Source organism: Candidatus Omnitrophota bacterium (genome assembly GCA_021735655.1).
Taxonomy (GTDB): Bacteria; Omnitrophota; Gorgyraeia; order Duberdicusellales; family 4484-171; genus JAHKAJ01.
Genome location: JAIPGM010000005.1, coordinates 48,444 through 67,533, shown reverse-complemented (window position 1 = coordinate 67,533; position 19,090 = coordinate 48,444). Strand labels below are relative to the sequence as shown.

15 protein-coding genes are annotated in these 19,090 nt (G+C 38.7%); 14 read left to right on the top strand and 1 reads right to left on the bottom strand.

Annotated elements, in window-relative coordinates; all coding sequences use genetic code 11:
• The first annotated feature begins 333 nt into the window (after positions 1-333).
• The 4 genes from K9L86_05295 (at position 334) to K9L86_05280 (ending at position 5,885) form a co-directional block, all read left to right on the top strand.
• The gene (locus K9L86_05295) at positions 334-693 is read left to right on the top strand and encodes a phosphomannose isomerase type II C-terminal cupin domain (protein MCF7908264.1); all 360 of its coding nucleotides are present in this window, start codon (positions 334-336) and stop codon (positions 691-693) included.
• Between the two features lie 21 nt (positions 694-714).
• Complete coding sequence (locus tag K9L86_05290; protein ID MCF7908263.1) at positions 715-2,568, top strand: hypothetical protein; 1,854 nt, start codon at positions 715-717, stop codon at positions 2,566-2,568.
• A 31-nt stretch (positions 2,569-2,599) separates the two neighbouring features.
• Positions 2,600-4,516, top strand: coding sequence for a hypothetical protein (locus tag K9L86_05285; protein MCF7908262.1), 1,917 nt, complete (start codon positions 2,600-2,602; stop codon positions 4,514-4,516).
• Between the two features lie 133 nt (positions 4,517-4,649).
• Complete coding sequence (locus K9L86_05280) at positions 4,650-5,885, top strand: NAD(P)/FAD-dependent oxidoreductase (GenBank protein ID MCF7908261.1); 1,236 nt, start codon at positions 4,650-4,652, stop codon at positions 5,883-5,885.
• 49 nt (positions 5,886-5,934) lie between these two features.
• Here K9L86_05280 and K9L86_05275 read toward each other — a convergent pair whose 3' ends face one another.
• Positions 5,935-6,291, bottom strand: coding sequence for a hypothetical protein (locus tag K9L86_05275; protein MCF7908260.1), 357 nt, complete (start codon positions 6,289-6,291; stop codon positions 5,935-5,937).
• A gap of 311 nt (positions 6,292-6,602) precedes the next feature.
• Between K9L86_05275 and K9L86_05270 the strand changes: the two genes are divergently transcribed.
• The 10 genes from K9L86_05270 (at position 6,603) to K9L86_05225 (ending at position 19,021) form a co-directional block, all read left to right on the top strand.
• Positions 6,603-8,195, top strand: coding sequence for a DEAD/DEAH box helicase (locus tag K9L86_05270; protein ID MCF7908259.1), 1,593 nt, complete (start codon positions 6,603-6,605; stop codon positions 8,193-8,195).
• Between the two features lie 60 nt (positions 8,196-8,255).
• Entirely contained in the window at positions 8,256-10,196 is a 1,941-nt protein-coding gene (gene asnB, locus K9L86_05265; GenBank protein ID MCF7908258.1) for an asparagine synthase (glutamine-hydrolyzing), read from the top strand.
• A 58-nt stretch (positions 10,197-10,254) separates the two neighbouring features.
• Positions 10,255-11,469, top strand: a complete 1,215-nt coding sequence (locus K9L86_05260) for an isocitrate/isopropylmalate dehydrogenase family protein (protein ID MCF7908257.1) — start codon at positions 10,255-10,257, stop codon at positions 11,467-11,469.
• Between the two features lie 68 nt (positions 11,470-11,537).
• Positions 11,538-12,638, top strand: coding sequence for an AAA family ATPase (locus tag K9L86_05255; GenBank protein ID MCF7908256.1), 1,101 nt, complete (start codon positions 11,538-11,540; stop codon positions 12,636-12,638).
• A 17-nt stretch (positions 12,639-12,655) separates the two neighbouring features.
• Positions 12,656-13,825 carry a thiolase family protein gene (locus tag K9L86_05250; protein MCF7908255.1) on the top strand — a complete coding sequence of 390 codons (1,170 nt, stop codon included), beginning with the start codon at positions 12,656-12,658 and terminating at the stop codon, positions 13,823-13,825.
• A 39-nt stretch (positions 13,826-13,864) separates the two neighbouring features.
• Positions 13,865-14,407, top strand: a complete 543-nt coding sequence (locus tag K9L86_05245) for a peptidylprolyl isomerase (protein ID MCF7908254.1) — start codon at positions 13,865-13,867, stop codon at positions 14,405-14,407.
• 115 nt (positions 14,408-14,522) lie between these two features.
• Positions 14,523-15,929 carry an MBL fold metallo-hydrolase gene (locus K9L86_05240; GenBank protein ID MCF7908253.1) on the top strand — a complete coding sequence of 469 codons (1,407 nt, stop codon included), beginning with the start codon at positions 14,523-14,525 and terminating at the stop codon, positions 15,927-15,929.
• Between the two features lie 194 nt (positions 15,930-16,123).
• Positions 16,124-16,741, top strand: coding sequence for a redox-sensing transcriptional repressor Rex (locus tag K9L86_05235; protein ID MCF7908252.1), 618 nt, complete (start codon positions 16,124-16,126; stop codon positions 16,739-16,741).
• Between the two features lie 2 nt (positions 16,742-16,743).
• The gene (gene serC / locus K9L86_05230; protein MCF7908251.1) at positions 16,744-17,826 is read left to right on the top strand and encodes a 3-phosphoserine/phosphohydroxythreonine transaminase; all 1,083 of its coding nucleotides are present in this window, start codon (positions 16,744-16,746) and stop codon (positions 17,824-17,826) included.
• 19 nt (positions 17,827-17,845) lie between these two features.
• Entirely contained in the window at positions 17,846-19,021 is a 1,176-nt protein-coding gene (locus K9L86_05225; GenBank protein ID MCF7908250.1) for a phosphoglycerate dehydrogenase, read from the top strand.
• Positions 19,022-19,090: the final 69 nt, after the last annotated feature.

Below are 19,090 nucleotides of genomic sequence, written 5' to 3'. Positions count from 1 at the left end.
TTAAGATTTATAAATCATCAGATCAAAATATTTTTTTGGTAAACATTTTACTGTAAAGGAAGTTTTTTATTTCGAAATGCCGACAATTTACCCCGTTGAAATGTTTGGAAAGTAGAAAAAATAATCCGGATTAGATTTGGAAAAAGGAACCAAATTAGAGAATTTTTTACAATTATTTTAGTTGACAAGGGTGGCGTTTTGAGTATAATACTGCTTCAGTAAAACAGTTAAGTTTACCAACCCGTCTCAAGTTAAAAAAGTAAAATTAGTTAGCAGTTATGCAACTAAAGTTGTGTCGGCAGGATTATTGTGCCTGCTTGCAGGGGTGTATGTATGTCGAAGGGCATAGAAAAAAAGCATACCGAAACCAAACCGTGGGGGGAATTTGAACAGTTTACCCATGATCAATCCAGCACAGTTAAAATTCTTACGGTTAATCCTCATCAAGCCTTAAGCCTTCAATATCATCGTCAACGTTCGGAATTTTGGAAAGTTATTTCCGGAGAGGCTACGATTGTTGTTGGAGATAATGTTTTTAATGCCCGGGAGGGCGATGAATTCTTCATCGCTCGGGGTCAAAATCATCGAATTCAGGCAGATAATTTATCAATAAAAGTTTTAGAGATTTCTTTTGGCGATTTTGACGAAAACGATATCGTGAGGTTGGAGGATAAGTATAACCGGACTGGCTAGTTTATTAAAAAGAGGTATCCAATGATTAAGAAGAAAATAACCAAAAAAAACCAGGGTCAAAAATCAATTTTTCCAGTTGGGGTAATGTTTGATAAAGATTCGGTGGGGCTTTTGTTTAAATCAACTGATCTCGGTAAACCCGAACTTTATCTTGCTAAGGGAAAAACCGGTCGGCGTTTTACACAGGCGAAAACTAAGGTTGAGATAGCTGCCGCCTTTGGTCAAAAGGCAAAAATAGAATCTTACCAGTACTTGGCAGTTTCGCTATCGGACAAAGGTTATTTTATGACTTTCCTTCAGAAAGGTAAAACCACGGATTGCTTGATTGGTGCAACTTCCAAGGATTTAAAGCGTTTTAAGATCAGCGGTAAAATATCAAAAGTTCAGGAGAGGGGCGTTTTAGTTTCTAATTACAAGCTTAATGGTAAGTATGGTATTTATTTTGGCCAAGGGTCAATCAAGACTGCGTTTTCTTCGGATTTAAAAAAATGGAAAATTTCTGATGTCGCTTGTCTTGCTCCAAGGAGTAGCTGTTTTGATCAAGCTCCGTTAAGTGTTTTGGCAGCAGCTCTGACTCCTAGTGGGCTGTTGGTAATTTATGATTCATCTTATAAACAAAACGGTCGCCAAACTTTGCAGATCGGAGGAGCTTTATTTTCTCTTTCTGATCCGAATAATTTAATTTGGCGCTCAGAAGTTCCGCTTTGGGATGATTTACGGGATATTGGAAGTCAGGAATTAAATCCTTTGGGAGCAGTTTTTCATAAAGAAGAAATTTTAGTTTATTTTGTTTCAAAAACCGGTGAGATTAGCATACTTACGATTCATCAACCTTTTCCTTCGGTTCGGGCCAAAAAAGTTTTTGCTAATCTAAAGCGGTTTCATAATAATCCGATCATTGTTCCTAACACGGCAAATGATTGGGAAGCTGAGGCTACTTTTAATCCAGCAGCTTTGTATGATGACGGAAAAGTTCATATTCTTTATCGGGCAGTCAGTAAGGGCGGTTTATCTTCTTTTGGTTATGCTGCAAGCAAAGACGGTTTTAGCATTGAACCAGATTCAATAGACCTCTCTTATGTTCCGCGTGAAGATTTCGAAGGAGTTCATACGAAACCGGCTCAACGTATTGATCTTTATAAGTCCGGTTGCGGTTGGGGTGGTTGCGAAGACCCCAAGCTTACCGCTATCGATAATAAGGTTTACCTTACCTACGTTGCTTACAACGGTTATTCTCATCCACGGATTGCTTTAAGTACGATTGAGCGGGAAGATTTTCTTAACCAGCAATGGAATTGGGAAAAACCGAAATTAATTTCGCCTCCGGGAGTTGTTGATAAAAGTGGTTGTATTCTGCCAGAAAAAGTTAAAGGCAAGTATGTTATTTTTCACAGAATCTTTCCACATATTCTGATTGACTACCGTGATGATCTTAAGTTTGACGATGGTAGTTGGCTTGAGACTAAGGGTAAAATCACTACTCGACCGGGCATGTGGGATAGTCGAAAGCTTAGCGTAGGAGCAACCCCGATTAAGACCAGCCAGGGTTGGTTAGTTATCTACCATGCTGTTGATGATCGGGACGATACTCGCTATAAGATTGGAGCCATGATTTTGGATTTAAAAGATCCCTCAAAGGTTCTTTTTCGTACTTCTAACCCGATACTTGAGCCCGATGAGCATTACGAGAATGAAGGAAAACCGGGAGTAGTTTATCCTTGCGGGGCCGTAGTTTTGGGCGATGAACTTTTTGTTTATTATGGCGGCGGAGACCGGGTGGTGTGCTGTGCTACTGCTCAGCTTGATCAGCTTATTAAAAGCGTTAAAAAAGATAAAGCCGTCAGTTATCAACTAAGAAAAGTAGTTTACTCTTGACAGTGAGGTCAAAAGAGGATAAAAATTAAATATGTTCGTTGTTAGACGTTCAACACATAACCCAGTCTTAGTTCCTACCCAACAGCATTTCTGGGAGACTTTTGCTGCTTTCAACTGGTCTCCGGTGGTTAGTAAAACCGATAAAGAAACAATTCATTGTGTTTACCGGGCAATGTCTGAGCCGGACTTAATACCGAATAATGGTTTACGTATTTCCTCGATTGGACACGCTGTCAGTAAAGACGGTATTCACTATAGCGATCGGTCCCAGCTGATAAGGCCTGAGTTGGATTGGGAGAGGTATGGCTGTGAAGACCCAAGAGTTACACAACTGAATGGTAAATATTATATTTTTTACACTGCGTTGTCAGTCTACCCATTTCGTTTTGACGGTATCAGAGTAGCTTGCGCGATAACCAGGGATTTTAAGAAGATTGAAGAAAAGCACTTGGTTACACCGTTTAATGCCAAAGCTATGGCTCTTTTTTCTTCAAAAATTAATGGTAAGATGACAGTTCTGCTTACGGTAAATACTGATAACCTAAACCGTACGGCTCGAATTGCTTTAGCCCAGTTTGACCGGGAGGCTGATATTTGGAATTCGTTGTATTGGGCTGATTGGTATAAAAATCTCAATAAACATATTGTTCATGTGCGTCGAGTGGCTACGGATCATATTGAAATTGGAGCTGCACCTTTAAAGATTAAGGAAGGTTGGCTGTTGATTTATTCGCATATTCAGAACTATCGTGATACCAATAAGATCTTTGGTATTGAAGCTTTGCTGCTTGATTCAAAAAATCCTAGAAAGATCATCGGGCGCACTCGGCATCCGATGTTGGTTCCGGAAGAAAGTTACGAGAAGTATGGGCAGATTAACAATGTTATTTTTCCTTCGGGAGCTTTAATTCGCGATGGAGATCTTTGGATTTTTTACGGCGCCGCCGATACTACTTCTTGCTTGGCTAAGGTCAGGCTGAAAGATTTAATTAATAGTATTCATCCGAAGTCAAAATCTGGCTACGTTGTTCGGCATAAGAAGAATCCGATAATTGCTCCGATTAGCGGACATCCTTGGGAAAGCAAGGCAACTTTTAACCCGGCAGCAATTGAGCTTGATGGTAAAATTCATATTGTTTACCGGGCAATGTCTGAAGATAATACTTCAACCTTGGGTTATGCGATGAGTTCGGATGGTTTAACAATTACTCAGAGGTTGTCTGAACCGATTTACCTGCCGCGTTTAGATTGTGAGATAAAGAAAGTTCCTAATGGTAACTCTGGCTGTGAAGATCCGCGAATTGTTAGAATAGGTAATACTTTATATATGTGCTATACCGCCTATAACGGAGTTGAGCCACCGCGGGTAGGGCTTTCTTCGATCAGCGTGAAAGATTTTCTCAACCATAAATGGAATTGGACGAAACCAGTTTTGATTACTCCTTTGGGGATTGATGATAAAGATGCCTGCATTTTTCCTGAAAAGATTAATGGTCAATACTTGATAGTTCATCGGATCAATAGTCAGATCTGTGTGGATTTTGTGAATTCTTTGGAAAAAGCACCACAGGAGGTTGCTAAAGGTCTTTGGCTCATGGGTCCGCGTTATGGAATGTGGGACAGTAAAAAAATTGGCTTAGCCGGGCCACCGATAAAAACCAAGGCTGGATGGATTTTATTTTATCACGGAGTTTCTGAAGATTGTCATTATAGTTTAGGGGCGGCTTTACTTGATCTTAAAAACCCTCTGGTTGTTCTTTCGCGTACCAGCGAAGCAATATTTAACCCGGAAAAAAAATACGAAAAAGAAGGTCAAATTCCCAATGTTGTTTTTCCTTGCGGCCATATTTGTCGTGGCAACACTATTTATAATTATTATGGAGGAGCTGATTCGGTGATCGGTGTAGCTACGATAAAGCTCTCCCAACTGCTGGCAATGCTTACCTAAATTTACGATTTTTTTTAAAATAGTAATAAGTGGTTTTATGAAGTGCTTCAGTCGAGCGCTGGGCTTATGGGTCAGACCGTTTTGCTTTTGACTAGAGGTGTTTAAGAAAGTATAATGCCTCGGAGTATTTTTTATGGAAGAATTTGATGTAATTATAGTCGGGGCCGGTCCTTCGGGGATGATGGCAGCAATCGGCGCGGCCCAAAGAAAAAGAAAAGTTTTATTGATTGAACGAAATAGTTCTCCAGGCAAGAAACTGCTTATTTCAGGAAATAGTAGGTGCAATCTGACTAATTCCTGTGAGATTAGAGAATTTTTAGATAAGTTTTCTGCTTCCGGTAACTTTTTAAGAAATGCTTTTGCAAAATTCTTTAACACTGAACTAGTATCATTTTTTGAAAATTCCAATCTTAAACTTAAGGTGGAGAATGACGGAAGAATATTTCCCAAAACTGATCAAGCCGGAGATGTTCTAGGCGCTTTAAAAACAAGGTTAAAAAATAGAAATATTAAAATTATTTTTAATCAGCGGGTAAAAAAAGTTTTGCTTAGAGATGGATCAGTTAGGGGAGTTTTAACTAATTCTAATAACTCTTTTAGTGCCAGGAAAGTGGTGATTGCAACCGGGGGTCTTTCCTATCCTTTGACCGGCTCAAGTGGCGATGGATATAGAATGGCAGAGGAGCTTGGTCATGAAATCATAGTTTTAAAGCCGGCCTTAGTCCCGGTGAGGATTAAAGAAAAATTTATCAGAGCTTGGCAGGGGATAGCATTTAAAAATGTACGCTTGACCCTTTTTTCGGGCAAAAAAGAGATGAGCCATCGTTTTGGTGAGATGCTTTTTACTCATTTTGGGATATCCGGTCCAATTGTTCTTGATCTTAGCGCCGATATCTATGATGCTTTAAGGTCCGCAGATAAAGTAACTCTAGGAATTAATTTTAAACCGACCCTGGATAATAAAAAGTTAGATGCAATGTTTTTGAGTGAGTTCAGCACTAGCCCCAAAAAGACTATAAAAAATATATTCAAAAACCTTTTGCCAAATAAGGTAATAGATGGATTTTTCCAATATTGTTGCCTTGATGCAGGCAAAACAGCAAGTCAAATTACAGCTGAGGAGAGAAAGAGGATGGTCAAGGGGTTATCTGATTTACGGTTAACTGTAACCGGAGTGATGCCACTTAAAGATGGCGTTGTTACCAGGGGCGGCGTTAACACAAAAGAAATTAATCCTAAGACAATGGAGTCAAAACTCATCTCCGGACTTTATTTTGCCGGCGAGATGATTGATATTGACGCTGGAACCGGTGGATATAATATGCAAGCAGCATTTTCTACCGGCTGGGTTTGTGGTAATAGCTTATGAGTCTTACCTAGATGTTAAATCAGACTTATTGGTTTAGTTGAAAAGGGATCTATCTGCATCTGTGATTTGTTTGCCAATGACCATTGTTGGTGACTTTATATTTAATGTAGTGGCCTTCGACAATAATCTCACCTTTTTTCTTGCTGTATTCACTATGGGTCGGAATCCATTCTCGTTCCCAACTGTAGTAGGGAACCCATTCTTGTTGACAGTATTCATGGTTTTTACTTTGATTACGATATTTTTTACTGGAAACATAGCGGTTTTTGTTTATACCAGTTATACCACCAATTAAATCTACTTTGCCGCCGGTAATAACTCTTAATCCGGCAATACCGGTTAGTACTTTACCAGCAACATCCCAGTCGCTAGCAAAAACTTTAACCGTACCGGTTAGGGACATCATAGTAATGAGAATCAGAACAACTAGGTTTTTCATGGCTACCTCCTTTTTTAGGCTTGATATTTCAATCTTTACATATATAAGACGTAGGGTAGGTTAAAAAAGTTGACAAGAATTGTAAAATAAAAGCTATTTTTTTAATTCTGTTTTTTCCTATTAGCCTGTCGCAGGGTAGTTTTTGAGTATGTTTATAAAAAGGTTGATTGGAATCTAGTTTGAATTGGGCTTGTAGGAGCAATTTACGTTCCCCAAGTCAATATCGTCGCCTAAAACAAACCCTTTATAATATTGGATAATCTGCTATAATAACCGCCATGTTAGAGAAATTTAAAGAATTAGGTTTAGCCGATAGCACTTTAGCAGCCTTAAAAAGAAAAGGCTTTGAAGAACCAACCCAAATACAAAAGGAAATTATTCCTTTGTTTTTAAAGGATAGCTGCGATATTGTTGGCCAAGCCCAAACCGGAACCGGTAAAACTGCTGCTTTTGGCCTGCCTTTAATTGAAAAAATTACCAATAGAACAAGATCCCCCCAAGCTATCATCTTAACCCCGACTAGAGAGCTAGCAGTGCAAGTTGCTGAAGAAATAAATTCTTTAAGAGGCAATAAGAGTCTAGATATTGCCGCAATTTACGGCGGTCAGTCTATAGACCAGCAATTACGCAGATTGCGCAAAGGTGTAGACATTGTAGTTGGCACCCCGGGAAGGGTAAAAGACCATTTATTAAGAAAAACCTTAGATCTCTCCGAGGTGAACTATTTTATTCTCGATGAAGCTGATGAAATGCTTAATATGGGTTTCATTGATGATGTTGAGGAGATACTTTCTTATGCGAGTAAAGAAAAACGGGTTTTACTTTTTTCGGCCACCATGCCAAGGCCGATACTCGAACTTGCTAAGAAATACATGAAAAGTTATAAACTGGTTAGAGCTTCTCAAGATCAATTAACGGTAAGTTTAACTGATCAGATATATTTCGAAGTGAATCGAGCCGACAAATTTGAGGCATTATGTAGAATTATTGATAGCGAAAATGAATTTTATGGTTTAATCTTTTGTAGAACTAAAATTGATGTTGATGAATTAGCACGAAAACTTAGCTTCCGTGGTTACGATTCAGATGGCCTTCATGGAGATATTTCTCAAAACCAACGTGAACGAATTCTTGATAAGTTCAAGCAAAAGCGTTCTACTATTTTGGTCGCTACCGATGTTGCCGCCAGAGGAATCGATGTGAATGATTTAACTCACGTTATAAATTTTGCACTTCCTCAAGACCCACATAGCTATGTGCATCGAATCGGTAGAACCGGTAGAGCTGGCAGAACTGGTACGGCGATCACATTTGTTACCTCTGATGAATACCGAAAGTTAACATTTATCAAAAGACTTACTAAGACTGATATTCGTCGGAAAGAGATTCCTGGGGTTGAAGAAGTTATTAGCTCAAAGAAGGTACGGATTAAAAAAAGTCTTGATGATTTAATTGATACCGAGAATGCACAAAAGCATAAATCTTTTGCTAAAGATATCTTAGCTGAAAATGATCCGGAAAGTGTAATCTCAGCTTTAATTGAGTATTCCTTTGGCGAAGAGCTGGATGAAGCTAAATATTCGATGATTCGAGAACCCTATGTTGACAAAAAGGGAACAACTCGACTTTTTGTAGCTAAGGGTAAGATTGATAAAATGACTGCCCGCAAAATAGTTGAACTGATTCAGCAGGTTTCGCGAATCGACCAGAGAAAAATAAATGATGTCAGTGTTTTTGATAAGTTTTCATTTATTACGGTATCCTTTAAGGAAGCCGAAAAAATCCTCGATGCTTTTAAAAAAACAAAATCAGGTAAAAAACCGCTAGTCGAAAGAGCTAAAAACACAAAGAAGAAAAAACGTTTCAAGTAAACCGTAGCTTAATCAAAACAACAGTCGTGATCGATACTTGCAGATAAACAGGTAGAGATAATGTGTGGAATATGCGGAAAATTTGAGTTTAATTCTGATCGGCAGGTGAGTCAAAGTGTGATCATCAAGATGGCCGATACTTTAAAACATCGTCCCAGCAAGCGAGATGTATTTATTGATGATAATATCGGATTAGGCCTCATAACGAATTGTTGTGGCAGCAAAAAAGAAACTAGATGTTCTGGTTGCGTATGCACTGGGATTCAAAATACAGCTGATTTAGAAAAAGCTAAAGGGTTAACTTCTAAAGAAAAAGATCTCCTACTAGTCTATGAAGGGGAGCTCTATAACTTTAATGAATTAAGGCAGGATCTAGAACAGAAAGGCCATATCTTAAAAACAGCTCACCGGGCAGAAGTTATAATCCATCTTTACGAAGAATACGGAGCTGATTGCATAAAGTATTTAAATGGAATATTTGCTTTGGCAATCTGGGATAAAAGAGCAAAAGCATTATTGCTGGCCAGGGACAGGTTCGGCAATAAACCTTTATTTTATACTATTCAATCTGGAGGAATTAGTTTTGGCTCAGAGATTAAGGCCATATTAGCCGATCCTAATTTCAATAAGCATTTAGATTATTCCGGATTACATGATTTTTTTTCTTACAACTATGTTCCTGATCCTAAGACATTAGTCAAAGACGTAAATACACTTCCTCCGGGGCATTTATTGTTGTGTTCGGGAAAAAAAGTTAGCTTAAGAGAGTATTGGAAGCCTTCAGAAGTTAAACAAGAGGCAAAATCTGACTCTTATTATTTTGATTCGTTCTATGAAAAGTTGAAAGAATCAGCGGTACGTCAGTTGGATCAGGAAAAATCCATCGGCCTTCTTTTCAGTGGAGGGGTAGATTCTAGCAGCTTAGCATATTTGACTGATAGCTTTGGAAAAGTTAAGCCAAGAGCTTTTTATGCAGCATTCAGGGTTAAAAAGTATAACACTGCTAAGACTGTTTTAGATGCTTCGGATAGTTTAAACATTGATGCTACTAGGGTAGATGTTGGACCAGAAGCATGTAAATTGCTGCCAAAGATTATTTGGCATCGGGACAGTCTAGCCGCTAATCCGGCCATACTGGGAACTTATTTGGTTTCTGACTATATCAAAAATAATACCGATTTAGAAGTGGCTTTTAGCGGATCTGGCTCGGATGAAACGCTAGGCGGGTTTAATACTTACTTGGCAGATATAGCAAATTTTCATTACAGTCGGTTAGTTCCCAAAGGATTAAAAAGAGGTATCGCAACGATTGCCGATAAATTTTCGATTTCTAATTGGCCGGTTAGCCTAAGTTTTAAAATCCGGCACCTTATGACTGGAACTCGTTATAATGATGTTGCCCGAGCCCATTATTTTTGGCGTTTGAGTTTCAGCGAGCAGGAAAAGCAGAAGCTTTATAGCAATGATTTACGAGGGGTTGCTTCGCATGATTCTTTTGATGCCTATAAAAAACAATTAAGCGGTATAAAAGGTATAAGTGATTTCAATAAGATTATAGCTGCTGATTTTAACATACTTTCTCCAAACTTTCTGCAGCCGATGTTTGATTGTGCAAGTAGAGCTACCGGATTAAAAATAAGATCACCGTTTCTAGATAATTCTTTGATAGATTTTATAATGGCGATGCCGTTTAATTTAAAAGTCAGGAGGTTGGAATCGAAATATTGCCTAAAAAAAGCTATGAAAGGTAAACTTCCTGCTAAAATTATATTTAATGCTAAAAAAGGGCTCAGTGTGCCAGTGGGTCCATGGATGAAAAAGGAAGCTAAGCCTATGGTTACTGATTATCTTTCTGAGGCGAATCTGAAAAAAATGGGTTACTTTAACGTGGAATATGTTCAAAGTTTGCTAAAGCGACATTTTTCCGGAGCCGGAAATAATACTTTTAAAATTTGGGCTTTGCTTAATTTTGCTATTTGGCACAACTTATTTTTTGAATGAATAAATTTCAGCCGGTTTTCAATTTTTTTGATAAAGTGTAATAAACGAGGAGCAAGCGATGTTTAAAGAGTCTAAATTAATAGAGGAAGCAAAGAATAAATTTGACCAATTGATTAGAGAACAACTTTTGCGGATTAAGGAAATGAAACAGGCTAAAGATTGGATTGATTATGCAACTTTGAAACCGATAATTATCGGTATTTGTGCCGGAGATGGAATTGGCCTGGAAATTTCAAAACATGCCCGTAAGGTTTTAGAGGCCATGTTGGCTAAAGAGCTTGAGCAAGGAAAAGTCGCTTTTAAAACTATTGAAGGTTTAACTATTGAAAACCGGGCAAAACATAAGAAGGCAATTCCCGATGACGTTTTAAAGGAAATAAAAAAATGCCATGTTATTTTAAAAGGTCCGACTACCACGCCGCAAGCCGGAGATTCTTGGCCGAATATTGAAAGTGCTAATGTTGCTATGCGTCGGGAGTTGGATCTTTTTGCTAATGTTCGGCCGGTTAAAGTCCCGGCCCAAGGTATTGATTGGATTTTTTTTCGTGAGAATACTGAAGGCGCCTATATTCTAGGTTCTAGCGGGGTAAATGTCGGTGATGATCTAAGTATTGATTTTAAGGTTATTACTGAACAAGGGGCTGAGCGAATTATCCGTATGGCTTTTGAATATGCCCGGAAAAATAATTTAAAACGGGTAACTGTAGTTACAAAATCAAATGTAGTTAAAACTACTGATGGTAGATTTTCAAAAGTAGCTAAAGCTATTGCTAAAGAGTATGAAGCCGAAGGCATAAGCTCTGATGAGTGGTATATTGATATTATGACTGCTAAACTACTTGATCCGGCCCGTCGCAGCGACTTTCAAGTTATGGTATTACCTAATCTTTACGGTGATATTTTAACTGATGAAGCTGCTCAACTTCAAGGCGGAGTAGGGACTGCCGGTAGTGCTAATATCGGTAAATTTTGGGCAATGTTTGAGGCTATCCATGGGAGTGCTCCTCGAATGGTTAAGGAGGGACGGGCTAAGTATGCTGATCCATCATCAATGATTCGGGCAAGTTCAATGCTTTTAAACCATATTGGTTTTAAGGATCAGGCTGAGAAGGTAAGTATGGCTTTGGATATTTGCGGAAACTTTGAACAAAAAATTAAAATTACCGGTCGTGATAATGGTGCAACTGCCGGTGAATTTACTAATTATCTTTTAGAAGCGATAAATAGAGATGATTTAAAAACTAAGTGGCAGAGCTTAGAGAAAAAAAGTTAGGATGATTTTGGCAAGACGATTTTTTATATTTTTTACCGGAGCAGATTAGAAGAGAGAGGTGATAATTTATGAGTATTTATATTGGTGCTACCAGGCAAAATGACGGAAAGACTATAGTTTCATTGGGGCTTCTTTCAGTTTTGAAAAAACGGGTTAAGCGCCTAGGCTATATGAAACCGGTTGGGCAGCAGTATCGGATTGTTGACGGTAAAAAGATAGATAAAGACGCAGTGCTTATGAAACAGATATTTGGCTTTAAGGGTAATTTGCAGGATATGAGTCCGATAGCTATCCCTCCAGGTTTTACCGAGGAATATATCTTGCACGGTAAACGTTCTGTTTTGGCTAATAAAGTTAAAAGTTCCCATGAGCGCTTAAAGAAGTCGTGTAATTTTTTGTTAGTTGAAGGAACTGGCCATGCTGGCGTGGGTTCGGTGTTTGACATGTCTAATGCTGATGTGGCAAAGTTACTTAAACTCAAAGTTATTATTGTGAGCTGTGGTGGTATTGGCCGGCCGATTGATGAAATTATGCTTAATCGGGCTGAATTCGATCTTCGAGGGGTAGAAGTTTTAGGGGTAATCATTAATAAGGTTAAAAAAAGTAAATACAAAAAAATTAACCGTCTAATTCGCAAAGGCTTAACCAGAAAAGGGGTAGAGGTTTTGGGAGTGATTCCTTTTGAAGAGGTGCTTTCTAATCCTACAATTTCGGAGTTGCTTGAGGATTTTAAGGGTAAGCTTATCTGTGGTCATAATGGTCTCGGTAGAGTGGTTGAGCGTTTTGTCATTGGAGATGTGGTTGCTCATCAGGCTTTAGATTATTTTTCCGGCGGAACTCTTTTGATTGTTCCTGGAAATCGTGAAGATATCATATTTTCAGCCTTAAGTGGCTGGGTTTTGGGTGTGGCTGATAAATATCACATCTCCGGGATCATAGCTACTTATGGAAAAAAACCAGTCAAAAAGATAATTGAGGCGATTGACCGGGCTAATATTCCTTTAATCTTGGTTGAGGAAGATTCTTTTTCTACAGCTAGAAGGATTAACAATATGATTTTTAAGATCCGGGCCGAAGATAAACCTAAGATTAAAAAAACTGAAGATTTGATTGATAAGTATGTTGATGTAGGTCGGATACTTGAATTAATTAAATCGAAGTCTCGCTAGAGGAGATATTTCAGGATATGGAAAAGGTATTTATAGTAGATGGCTTAAGAACTCCTATCGGTGGCATGGGGCAGAGCTTGAAAACGCTATCTGCGGTTTCACTTGGCGGTTCGGTAATCAGAAAAATTGTTGAAAAAAATTCGATAAATAAATCGTCACTAGATGAAGTAATAATGGGGAATGTCATAAGCACCGGTTTAGGGCAGAATCCGGCTAGGCAGGCTTTAGTTGCTGCCGGTTTGTCAGTTGAAACTCCGGCTTTTACCATAAACAAAGTTTGTGGTTCGGGTTTAAAATCAGCAGTTTTGGCAAGTCAGGCTATACTTTGTCGAGATTCAGATTTAATTATTGCCGGAGGCTTGGAAAGTGCTTCTCAATGTCCATATATTTTGCCACGAAATAAAAAGTCAGGAGAATTCAAGAAGGAAGATTTAGGTGACAGTTTAATTGACGACGGCCTTTGGTGTAAGTTAAACAATACTCATATGGGAGTAATCGCTGAGTATACGGCTAAAGAGTTTAATATATCCCGAGAGGATCAGGATATCTATACTTTAGATAGTCATCGCAAAGCGATCCATGCTCAAGAACAAGGACTATCTGCTAATGAAATTGTACCAATTTCTATAAATGACGATAAGATTTTCAGTCTCGATGAAAAGCCAAGAAAAAACTTATCTTTAGAAAAATTATCCAATTTACCTGCGGCTTTCGAAGCTAACGGTACGGTTACTGCCGGTAGTTCTTCAGCCCCGGCAGACGGAGCCGCGGCTTTGATTTTTTCTTCCGATAAGGGGCTTAAGGAAAATAAACTTACTCCTTTAGCTTATATTTTGGGATATGCTACAGTTGCTGTTGAAGCAAAGTTAGTTTTTACTGCTCCGGCCTTGGCGATTAAAAAGTGCCTTAAGTTGAGCTCGCTTGAATTGTCTGACGTGGATATATTTGAAATAAATGAGGCTTTTTCAGTTCAAGCTTTAGTGACTATGAATTTAAGCGGTGCGGATAAGCAACGTTTGAATGTTTTTGGCGGAACCCTTGCCTTGGGTCATCCCTTGGGAGTTTCCGGAGCCCGAGGGCTAGTTACTTTGATCAATGTGCTTAAGGTTCAGAATAAAAAAATTGGTTTAACCGCTACTTGTCTAGGCGGTGGCAGTGCTTTGGCCCTAGCGATAAGAATGGTTTAGGGATCGGTTGAAATATTGCTGAAGGAGGAGAGGGGGTTTATGAAAAGGTTATTTGTTTTTTTATTAATTGGTATTTTTACCGGCAGTATTTTTGGGGAGGTTAAAGCTATGGAAAAAAATATAGTAGTTCTAGAAACAAATCAGGGTAATATCGAGCTTAAACTTATGCCGGAGCGGGCACCGAAAGCTTGTGAAAATTTCATCGGACTGGTTGAGCAGGGTTATTATAACGGAATAATATTTCACAGGGTGATGGCTGATTTCATGATTCAAGGCGGAGACCCGACTGGTACCGGCATGGGCGGTCGCTCAATTTGGGGTGCGTCGTTTGAGGATGAATTTACTCCAACTCTTAAATTTGATAAGCCGGGTCTATTGGCGATGGCTAATTCCGGACCCAATAGTAACGGAAGTCAATTTTTTATTACTACGGTTCCTACTCCTTGGCTTAACATGAAGCATACAATTTTTGGCGAAGTAATCTCCGGTTATGAAGTTGTTCAAAAAATAGAAGGCACAGCGGTTAATTCAGCCAGTAAGCCGTTAAAAGAGCAAAAAATCATCAAGGCTTATCTAAAGTAAGTTTAATTCAAAGAAATCGCTAATTATTTTTACTTTAGGTTTTCTCATTATTAGGGTATAATTAATCATGGAATAAAAGTTTCCTACGTAGATATGAAAACACCAGGAGTATTAGTTGACAGTAACGATTAAATTCTGCGGCGGAGCTCGTACAGTTACCGGCTCGCAGCATCTTGTATCTACAGATCATTCCAGTATATTGCTTGATTGCGGCCTTTTCCATGGTCGTCGGGATGAAACCTACCAAGTTAATTCAAAGTTTTCCTTTAACCCACAAAGCTTAAAGGCCTGCGTGGTCTCCCACGCTCATATCGATCATTGTGGTAATATCCCGACTTTAATAAAAAACGGCTATCGTTCACATGTATTTGCTACTCCGGTCACTAAGAAATTATTGCATTACATGCTTGCTGATAGTGGTTATGTCCAGGAAGAAGATGTTCGTTATGTAAATAAGATTAACCGTCGTAAACATCTCCCGCCAAGGGAACCACTTTATACTAAAAAAGATGCTGAGAAGTCACTTAAATATATTAGATCTTTGGAATATCATCAAAAATTTCCTTTGGCCAGAGAGATAGATTTAACTTTTTTTGAAGCCGGGCATATTCTTGGTTCAACTGTACCAACCCTTGATATTAAAACTACTCATGGCAATATGCGCATAGCTTATGCCGTAGACCTAGGCCGCTATGGCATGCCCTTACTTAGAAATCCGGAAGTTCCCAAAGATATAGATTACCTTATAATTGAAAGTACCTATGGTGGGAGAAGTCACTCAAGTATCGAAGATGCTGAGGAAGAGCTGGCTGCTGCTGTAAATCGTACGATTAAGCGGGGCGGTAAAATTATCATCCCTTCTTTTGCTTTAGAAAGAACACAGTTAATTGTATTTTTTATCAGTGAGTTGATAAAGCGTAAAAAGATAAAAAAGATTCCAATTTATGTTGATAGTCCCCTGGCGGTGAATTTGACTAAAGTATTTCGGGAAAATTGGCAGTATTTCGATGATATCACTCAGCAGGCTTTTCAAAGAGAAGAGGATCCTTTAGGTTATGGCAGCATTACCTATATAACTGATGTCAACAAATCAAAGAAGCTTAATGAAAAGAAAAGCCCGATGATAATAATATCAGCTTCCGGAATGTGCGAAAATGGTCGAATACTTCACCATTTAAAAAACAATATTGAAAATCCACACAACACCATAATTGCAATTGGCTATATGGCTAAAAATACCTTAGGCCGAAGAATTGTTGAAAGAAACCCGGAAGTTAAGATCTTTGGTCATCCTTATAAATTAAATGCCGAAGTAGTTACTTTAAATGCTTTTAGTTCACATTCGGATAAAAATGGTCTGGTCGAATATGTTAAAAAATGCCAAGGTAAGTTAAAGAAGGTTTTTATTGTTCATGGTGACGAAGAGCAGTCTGAGGTATTAAGAACTAACCTGAAAAAGCACAATATTAAAGTCAGTATTCCGGCAAAAGACGAAACTGTATTTTTGTCTGGCCGGCAATAATCGCCCCTTTTTTTGATAATGGGGTGAAAAATTTCACTAATATTATAGGAATCATACTGATAATCGATTGAAAAATATACATTTATTAGTTAGCCTAAAAAATACCATAAAATATCTTGACATTCAGGGTAATATAGGGTATAAATTAGCTATAATAGTGAATTATTTCACTTAAATAAGGTTAAGGAACATATATGAGTTTATCAGATAATAGTCTTGAGCGAATTTGTAAGATTTTTGGATATTTAAACACCTTAGAAAAGCAAGGAGTTGATTTTGTATCTTCTCTGAATCTGGCTAAAGCTATTGGTGCTACTGAATATACGGTGCGTAAAGATATTAGCTCTTTAGGCCTTACCGGTTACACTCGAAAAGGCTACGAAGTTAGCGGTTTAAAGCAAGAGTTGGGGCGTAAGCTTAATTTAAATCAGAAGCGCAAGGCCTGTATTGTTGGCTTGGGACGTCTCGGGAGCGCTCTCCTAGATTATGAAAAGTTTCAGGAGGATGGATTTGAAATTGTGGCTGGGTTTGATTGCAGTATTAATAAGATTGAAAGAATTCGCACTGCTATCGATGTTTTTGGCGATAACCAATTAGAAAGTATTATTAAACAGCGAAACATTGAGTTGGCAATAATCGCTGTTCCGGCAGGCTCAGCTCAGGCCGTAGCCGATAAGTTAATCAAAGCCGGGGTGCGTGGTATTTTAAATTTTTCAGCGATTAAAATTATAGTGCCAGAAAATATTATGTATTTAGATATGGATTTTACTAATGCTTTGCGGTTTGTTGCCGCATCACTTAAAGGGGGGTAACCATGGAGAGGGTATACAATTTTAGTGCTGGACCAGCAGTTTTGCCAGAGGAAGTTTTGAAGAAAGCTGCCGCAGAGATGTTTAATTATCAAGGAAGTGGTATGAGTGTAATGGAACTTTCTCATCGCGGCAAGGAGTTTAAAGGTATTATCGAGACGGCCGAAGCTACCCTACGAGAAATCATGGCTATTCCGGATAACTATAAGGTTTTGTTTTTGCAAGGCGGGGCAAGTTTACAGTTCTCGATGATTCCCTTGAACTTAATGGTCAAAAATAAAAAAGCCGACTATGTGCATACCGGCCAATGGACCAAGAAAGCAATAGCCGAAGCTAAGAAACAGGGGGCGGTTAAGGTTGTTGCCAGTTCCGAAGATAAGAATTTTACTTATATCCCGGAACTTAATTCTGATGATTTTTCTAAAGACGCTGACTATTTCTATATCGCAACTAACAATACGATTTACGGAACAGTTTATGAAAAGATCCCTAATACAGGGGCAGTTCCTTTAATCGCCGATATGTCTTCTAATATTTTGTCTGAGCCAATTGATGTTTCAAAATTTGGAGTTATCTTTGCCGGAGCTCAGAAAAATATCGGACCAGCCGGTGTTACCTTGGTTATCATCCGTGAAGATTTAGTAGGCCAGGCTCCAGACAGTATTCCGGCGATGCTTAATTACAAAACTCATCTTGACGCCGGTTCGATGTTCAATACACCGCCCTGCTATTCAATCTATATAGCCGGGTTAGTTTTTGCCTGGATTAAGGGAAAAGGAGGACTGGCGGCAATCGAAAAGCTCAATCGTGAAAAAGCAGAAATTCTCTATAGCTATTTAGATCAGTCAAAACTTTTCAGCAGTCCGGTTAAAAAAGAAAACCGTTCTTTGATGAATGTCCCTTTTGTTACCGGGAATAAGGAGCTAGATGCGAAATTCATCGAGGAGGCTTCAGCTAAAGGTTTTAAGACTTTGAAAGGACACCGTACTGTCGGCGGCATGCGAGCTAGTATTTACAATGCCATGCCGGTTGAAGGGGTTAAAAAACTTGTTGAACTTATGGAAGAATTCGAAAAAACAAACCGATAAGCAACTAAAGGAGGATATGATGTATAAGGTAATGAAACTAGATAAAATTTCAACAGAGGGCTTAGCCCTTTTTCCGCTTGATCAATATGAGATTGGTACTGAAGTTACTAATCCCGAAGCAATAATCCTCCGAAGCTTTAAGATGCATGATATGGAGTTACCGAAATCTCTTCTTGCGGTGGGTCGGGCTGGAGCCGGAACCAACAATATTTCGATTGATAAGTGCTCAGAAAGAGGGGTGGTTGTTTTTAATACTCCGGGAGCCAATGCTAACGCCGTAAAAGAGTTGACTATAGCCGGATTGCTGCTAGCTTCAAGGGATATCTCTAAGGGTATTGCCTTTTCTGAATCACTTAAGGGAAAGGGAACTGAAGTTCCGACCTCGGTAGAAAAGAATAAGAAAGATTTTGCCGGTTTTGAGATTATGGGCAAAACTCTCGGTATTGTTGGCTTAGGTAAAATCGGGGTTATGGTGGCCAATGCTGCTTTAGATTTGGGTATGGAGGTTGTTGGCTATGATCCGTTTATCTCGGTTGAGTCGGCTTGGGGTCTTTCAAGACAGGTAAAACGAGCTAATGGTTTAGATGCACTTATGGCTGAAGCAGATTATATTTCGCTGCACACGCCTTTGACTGATGCAACTAAAGGAATGGTTGATAGTGAGAAGTTTTCTCGGATGAAAAAAGGTGTCAGGATTTTAAATCTTTCCCGTGGTGGAATAGTAAACAATGATGATTTAGCTAAAGCAATCAAAGACGGTATAGTTGAGAGATATGTAACTGATTTTCCTGATGATGAACTACTTAACATGGATAAGGTAATAGCCATACCTCATCTTGGTGCTTCAACCCAAGAGGCCGAAACTAATTGCGCAGTAATGGTTGTTAAGCAGTTGCGTAATTTCATTGAGCGGGGGGTTATTAAGAATTCAGTTAATTTTCCTGACTGTAAATTAGAGCAAAATTCTAGTCACCGGTTGATAGTTATGAATAAAGATATTCCGAATATGGTTGGTCAGGTTTCAACGATTTTAGCTAAAGCCAATATTAATATCGTTGAGATGTTAAATAAGAGTAAAGCCGGCTATGCTTGTACGATTATCGATGCTTCAGATGAACCTAAGGAGGAGACTATAAAAGCTCTTTCTAAGATTGAAGGTGTTGTAAAGGTCAGAGCGATTAACTTAGGGAAATAACCTTAGTCCTTGAATTGGGCTGAAGGAACAATTAAGCAAGCTATCCCCACCTTAAAAAAGGTGGGGATT

Excerpts from the sequence above, each read along its gene's own strand:
- K9L86_05295 (MCF7908264.1), top strand. The coding sequence starts at position 334 with ATGTCGAAGGGCATAGAAAAAAAGCATACCGAAACCAAACCGTGGGGG.
- K9L86_05290 (MCF7908263.1), top strand. The coding sequence starts at position 715 with ATGATTAAGAAGAAAATAACCAAAAAAAACCAGGGTCAAAAATCAATT.
- K9L86_05285 (MCF7908262.1), top strand. The coding sequence starts at position 2,600 with ATGTTCGTTGTTAGACGTTCAACACATAACCCAGTCTTAGTTCCTACC.
- K9L86_05280 (MCF7908261.1), top strand. The coding sequence starts at position 4,650 with ATGGAAGAATTTGATGTAATTATAGTCGGGGCCGGTCCTTCGGGGATG.
- K9L86_05275 (MCF7908260.1), bottom strand. The coding sequence starts at position 6,291 with ATGATGTCCCTAACCGGTACGGTTAAAGTTTTTGCTAGCGACTGGGAT.
- K9L86_05270 (MCF7908259.1), top strand. The coding sequence starts at position 6,603 with ATGTTAGAGAAATTTAAAGAATTAGGTTTAGCCGATAGCACTTTAGCA.
- asnB (MCF7908258.1), top strand. The coding sequence starts at position 8,256 with ATGTGTGGAATATGCGGAAAATTTGAGTTTAATTCTGATCGGCAGGTG.
- K9L86_05260 (MCF7908257.1), top strand. The coding sequence starts at position 10,255 with ATGTTTAAAGAGTCTAAATTAATAGAGGAAGCAAAGAATAAATTTGAC.
- K9L86_05255 (MCF7908256.1), top strand. The coding sequence starts at position 11,538 with ATGAGTATTTATATTGGTGCTACCAGGCAAAATGACGGAAAGACTATA.
- K9L86_05250 (MCF7908255.1), top strand. The coding sequence starts at position 12,656 with ATGGAAAAGGTATTTATAGTAGATGGCTTAAGAACTCCTATCGGTGGC.
- K9L86_05245 (MCF7908254.1), top strand. The coding sequence starts at position 13,865 with ATGAAAAGGTTATTTGTTTTTTTATTAATTGGTATTTTTACCGGCAGT.
- K9L86_05235 (MCF7908252.1), top strand. The coding sequence starts at position 16,124 with ATGAGTTTATCAGATAATAGTCTTGAGCGAATTTGTAAGATTTTTGGA.
- serC (MCF7908251.1), top strand. The coding sequence starts at position 16,744 with ATGGAGAGGGTATACAATTTTAGTGCTGGACCAGCAGTTTTGCCAGAG.
- K9L86_05225 (MCF7908250.1), top strand. The coding sequence starts at position 17,846 with ATGTATAAGGTAATGAAACTAGATAAAATTTCAACAGAGGGCTTAGCC.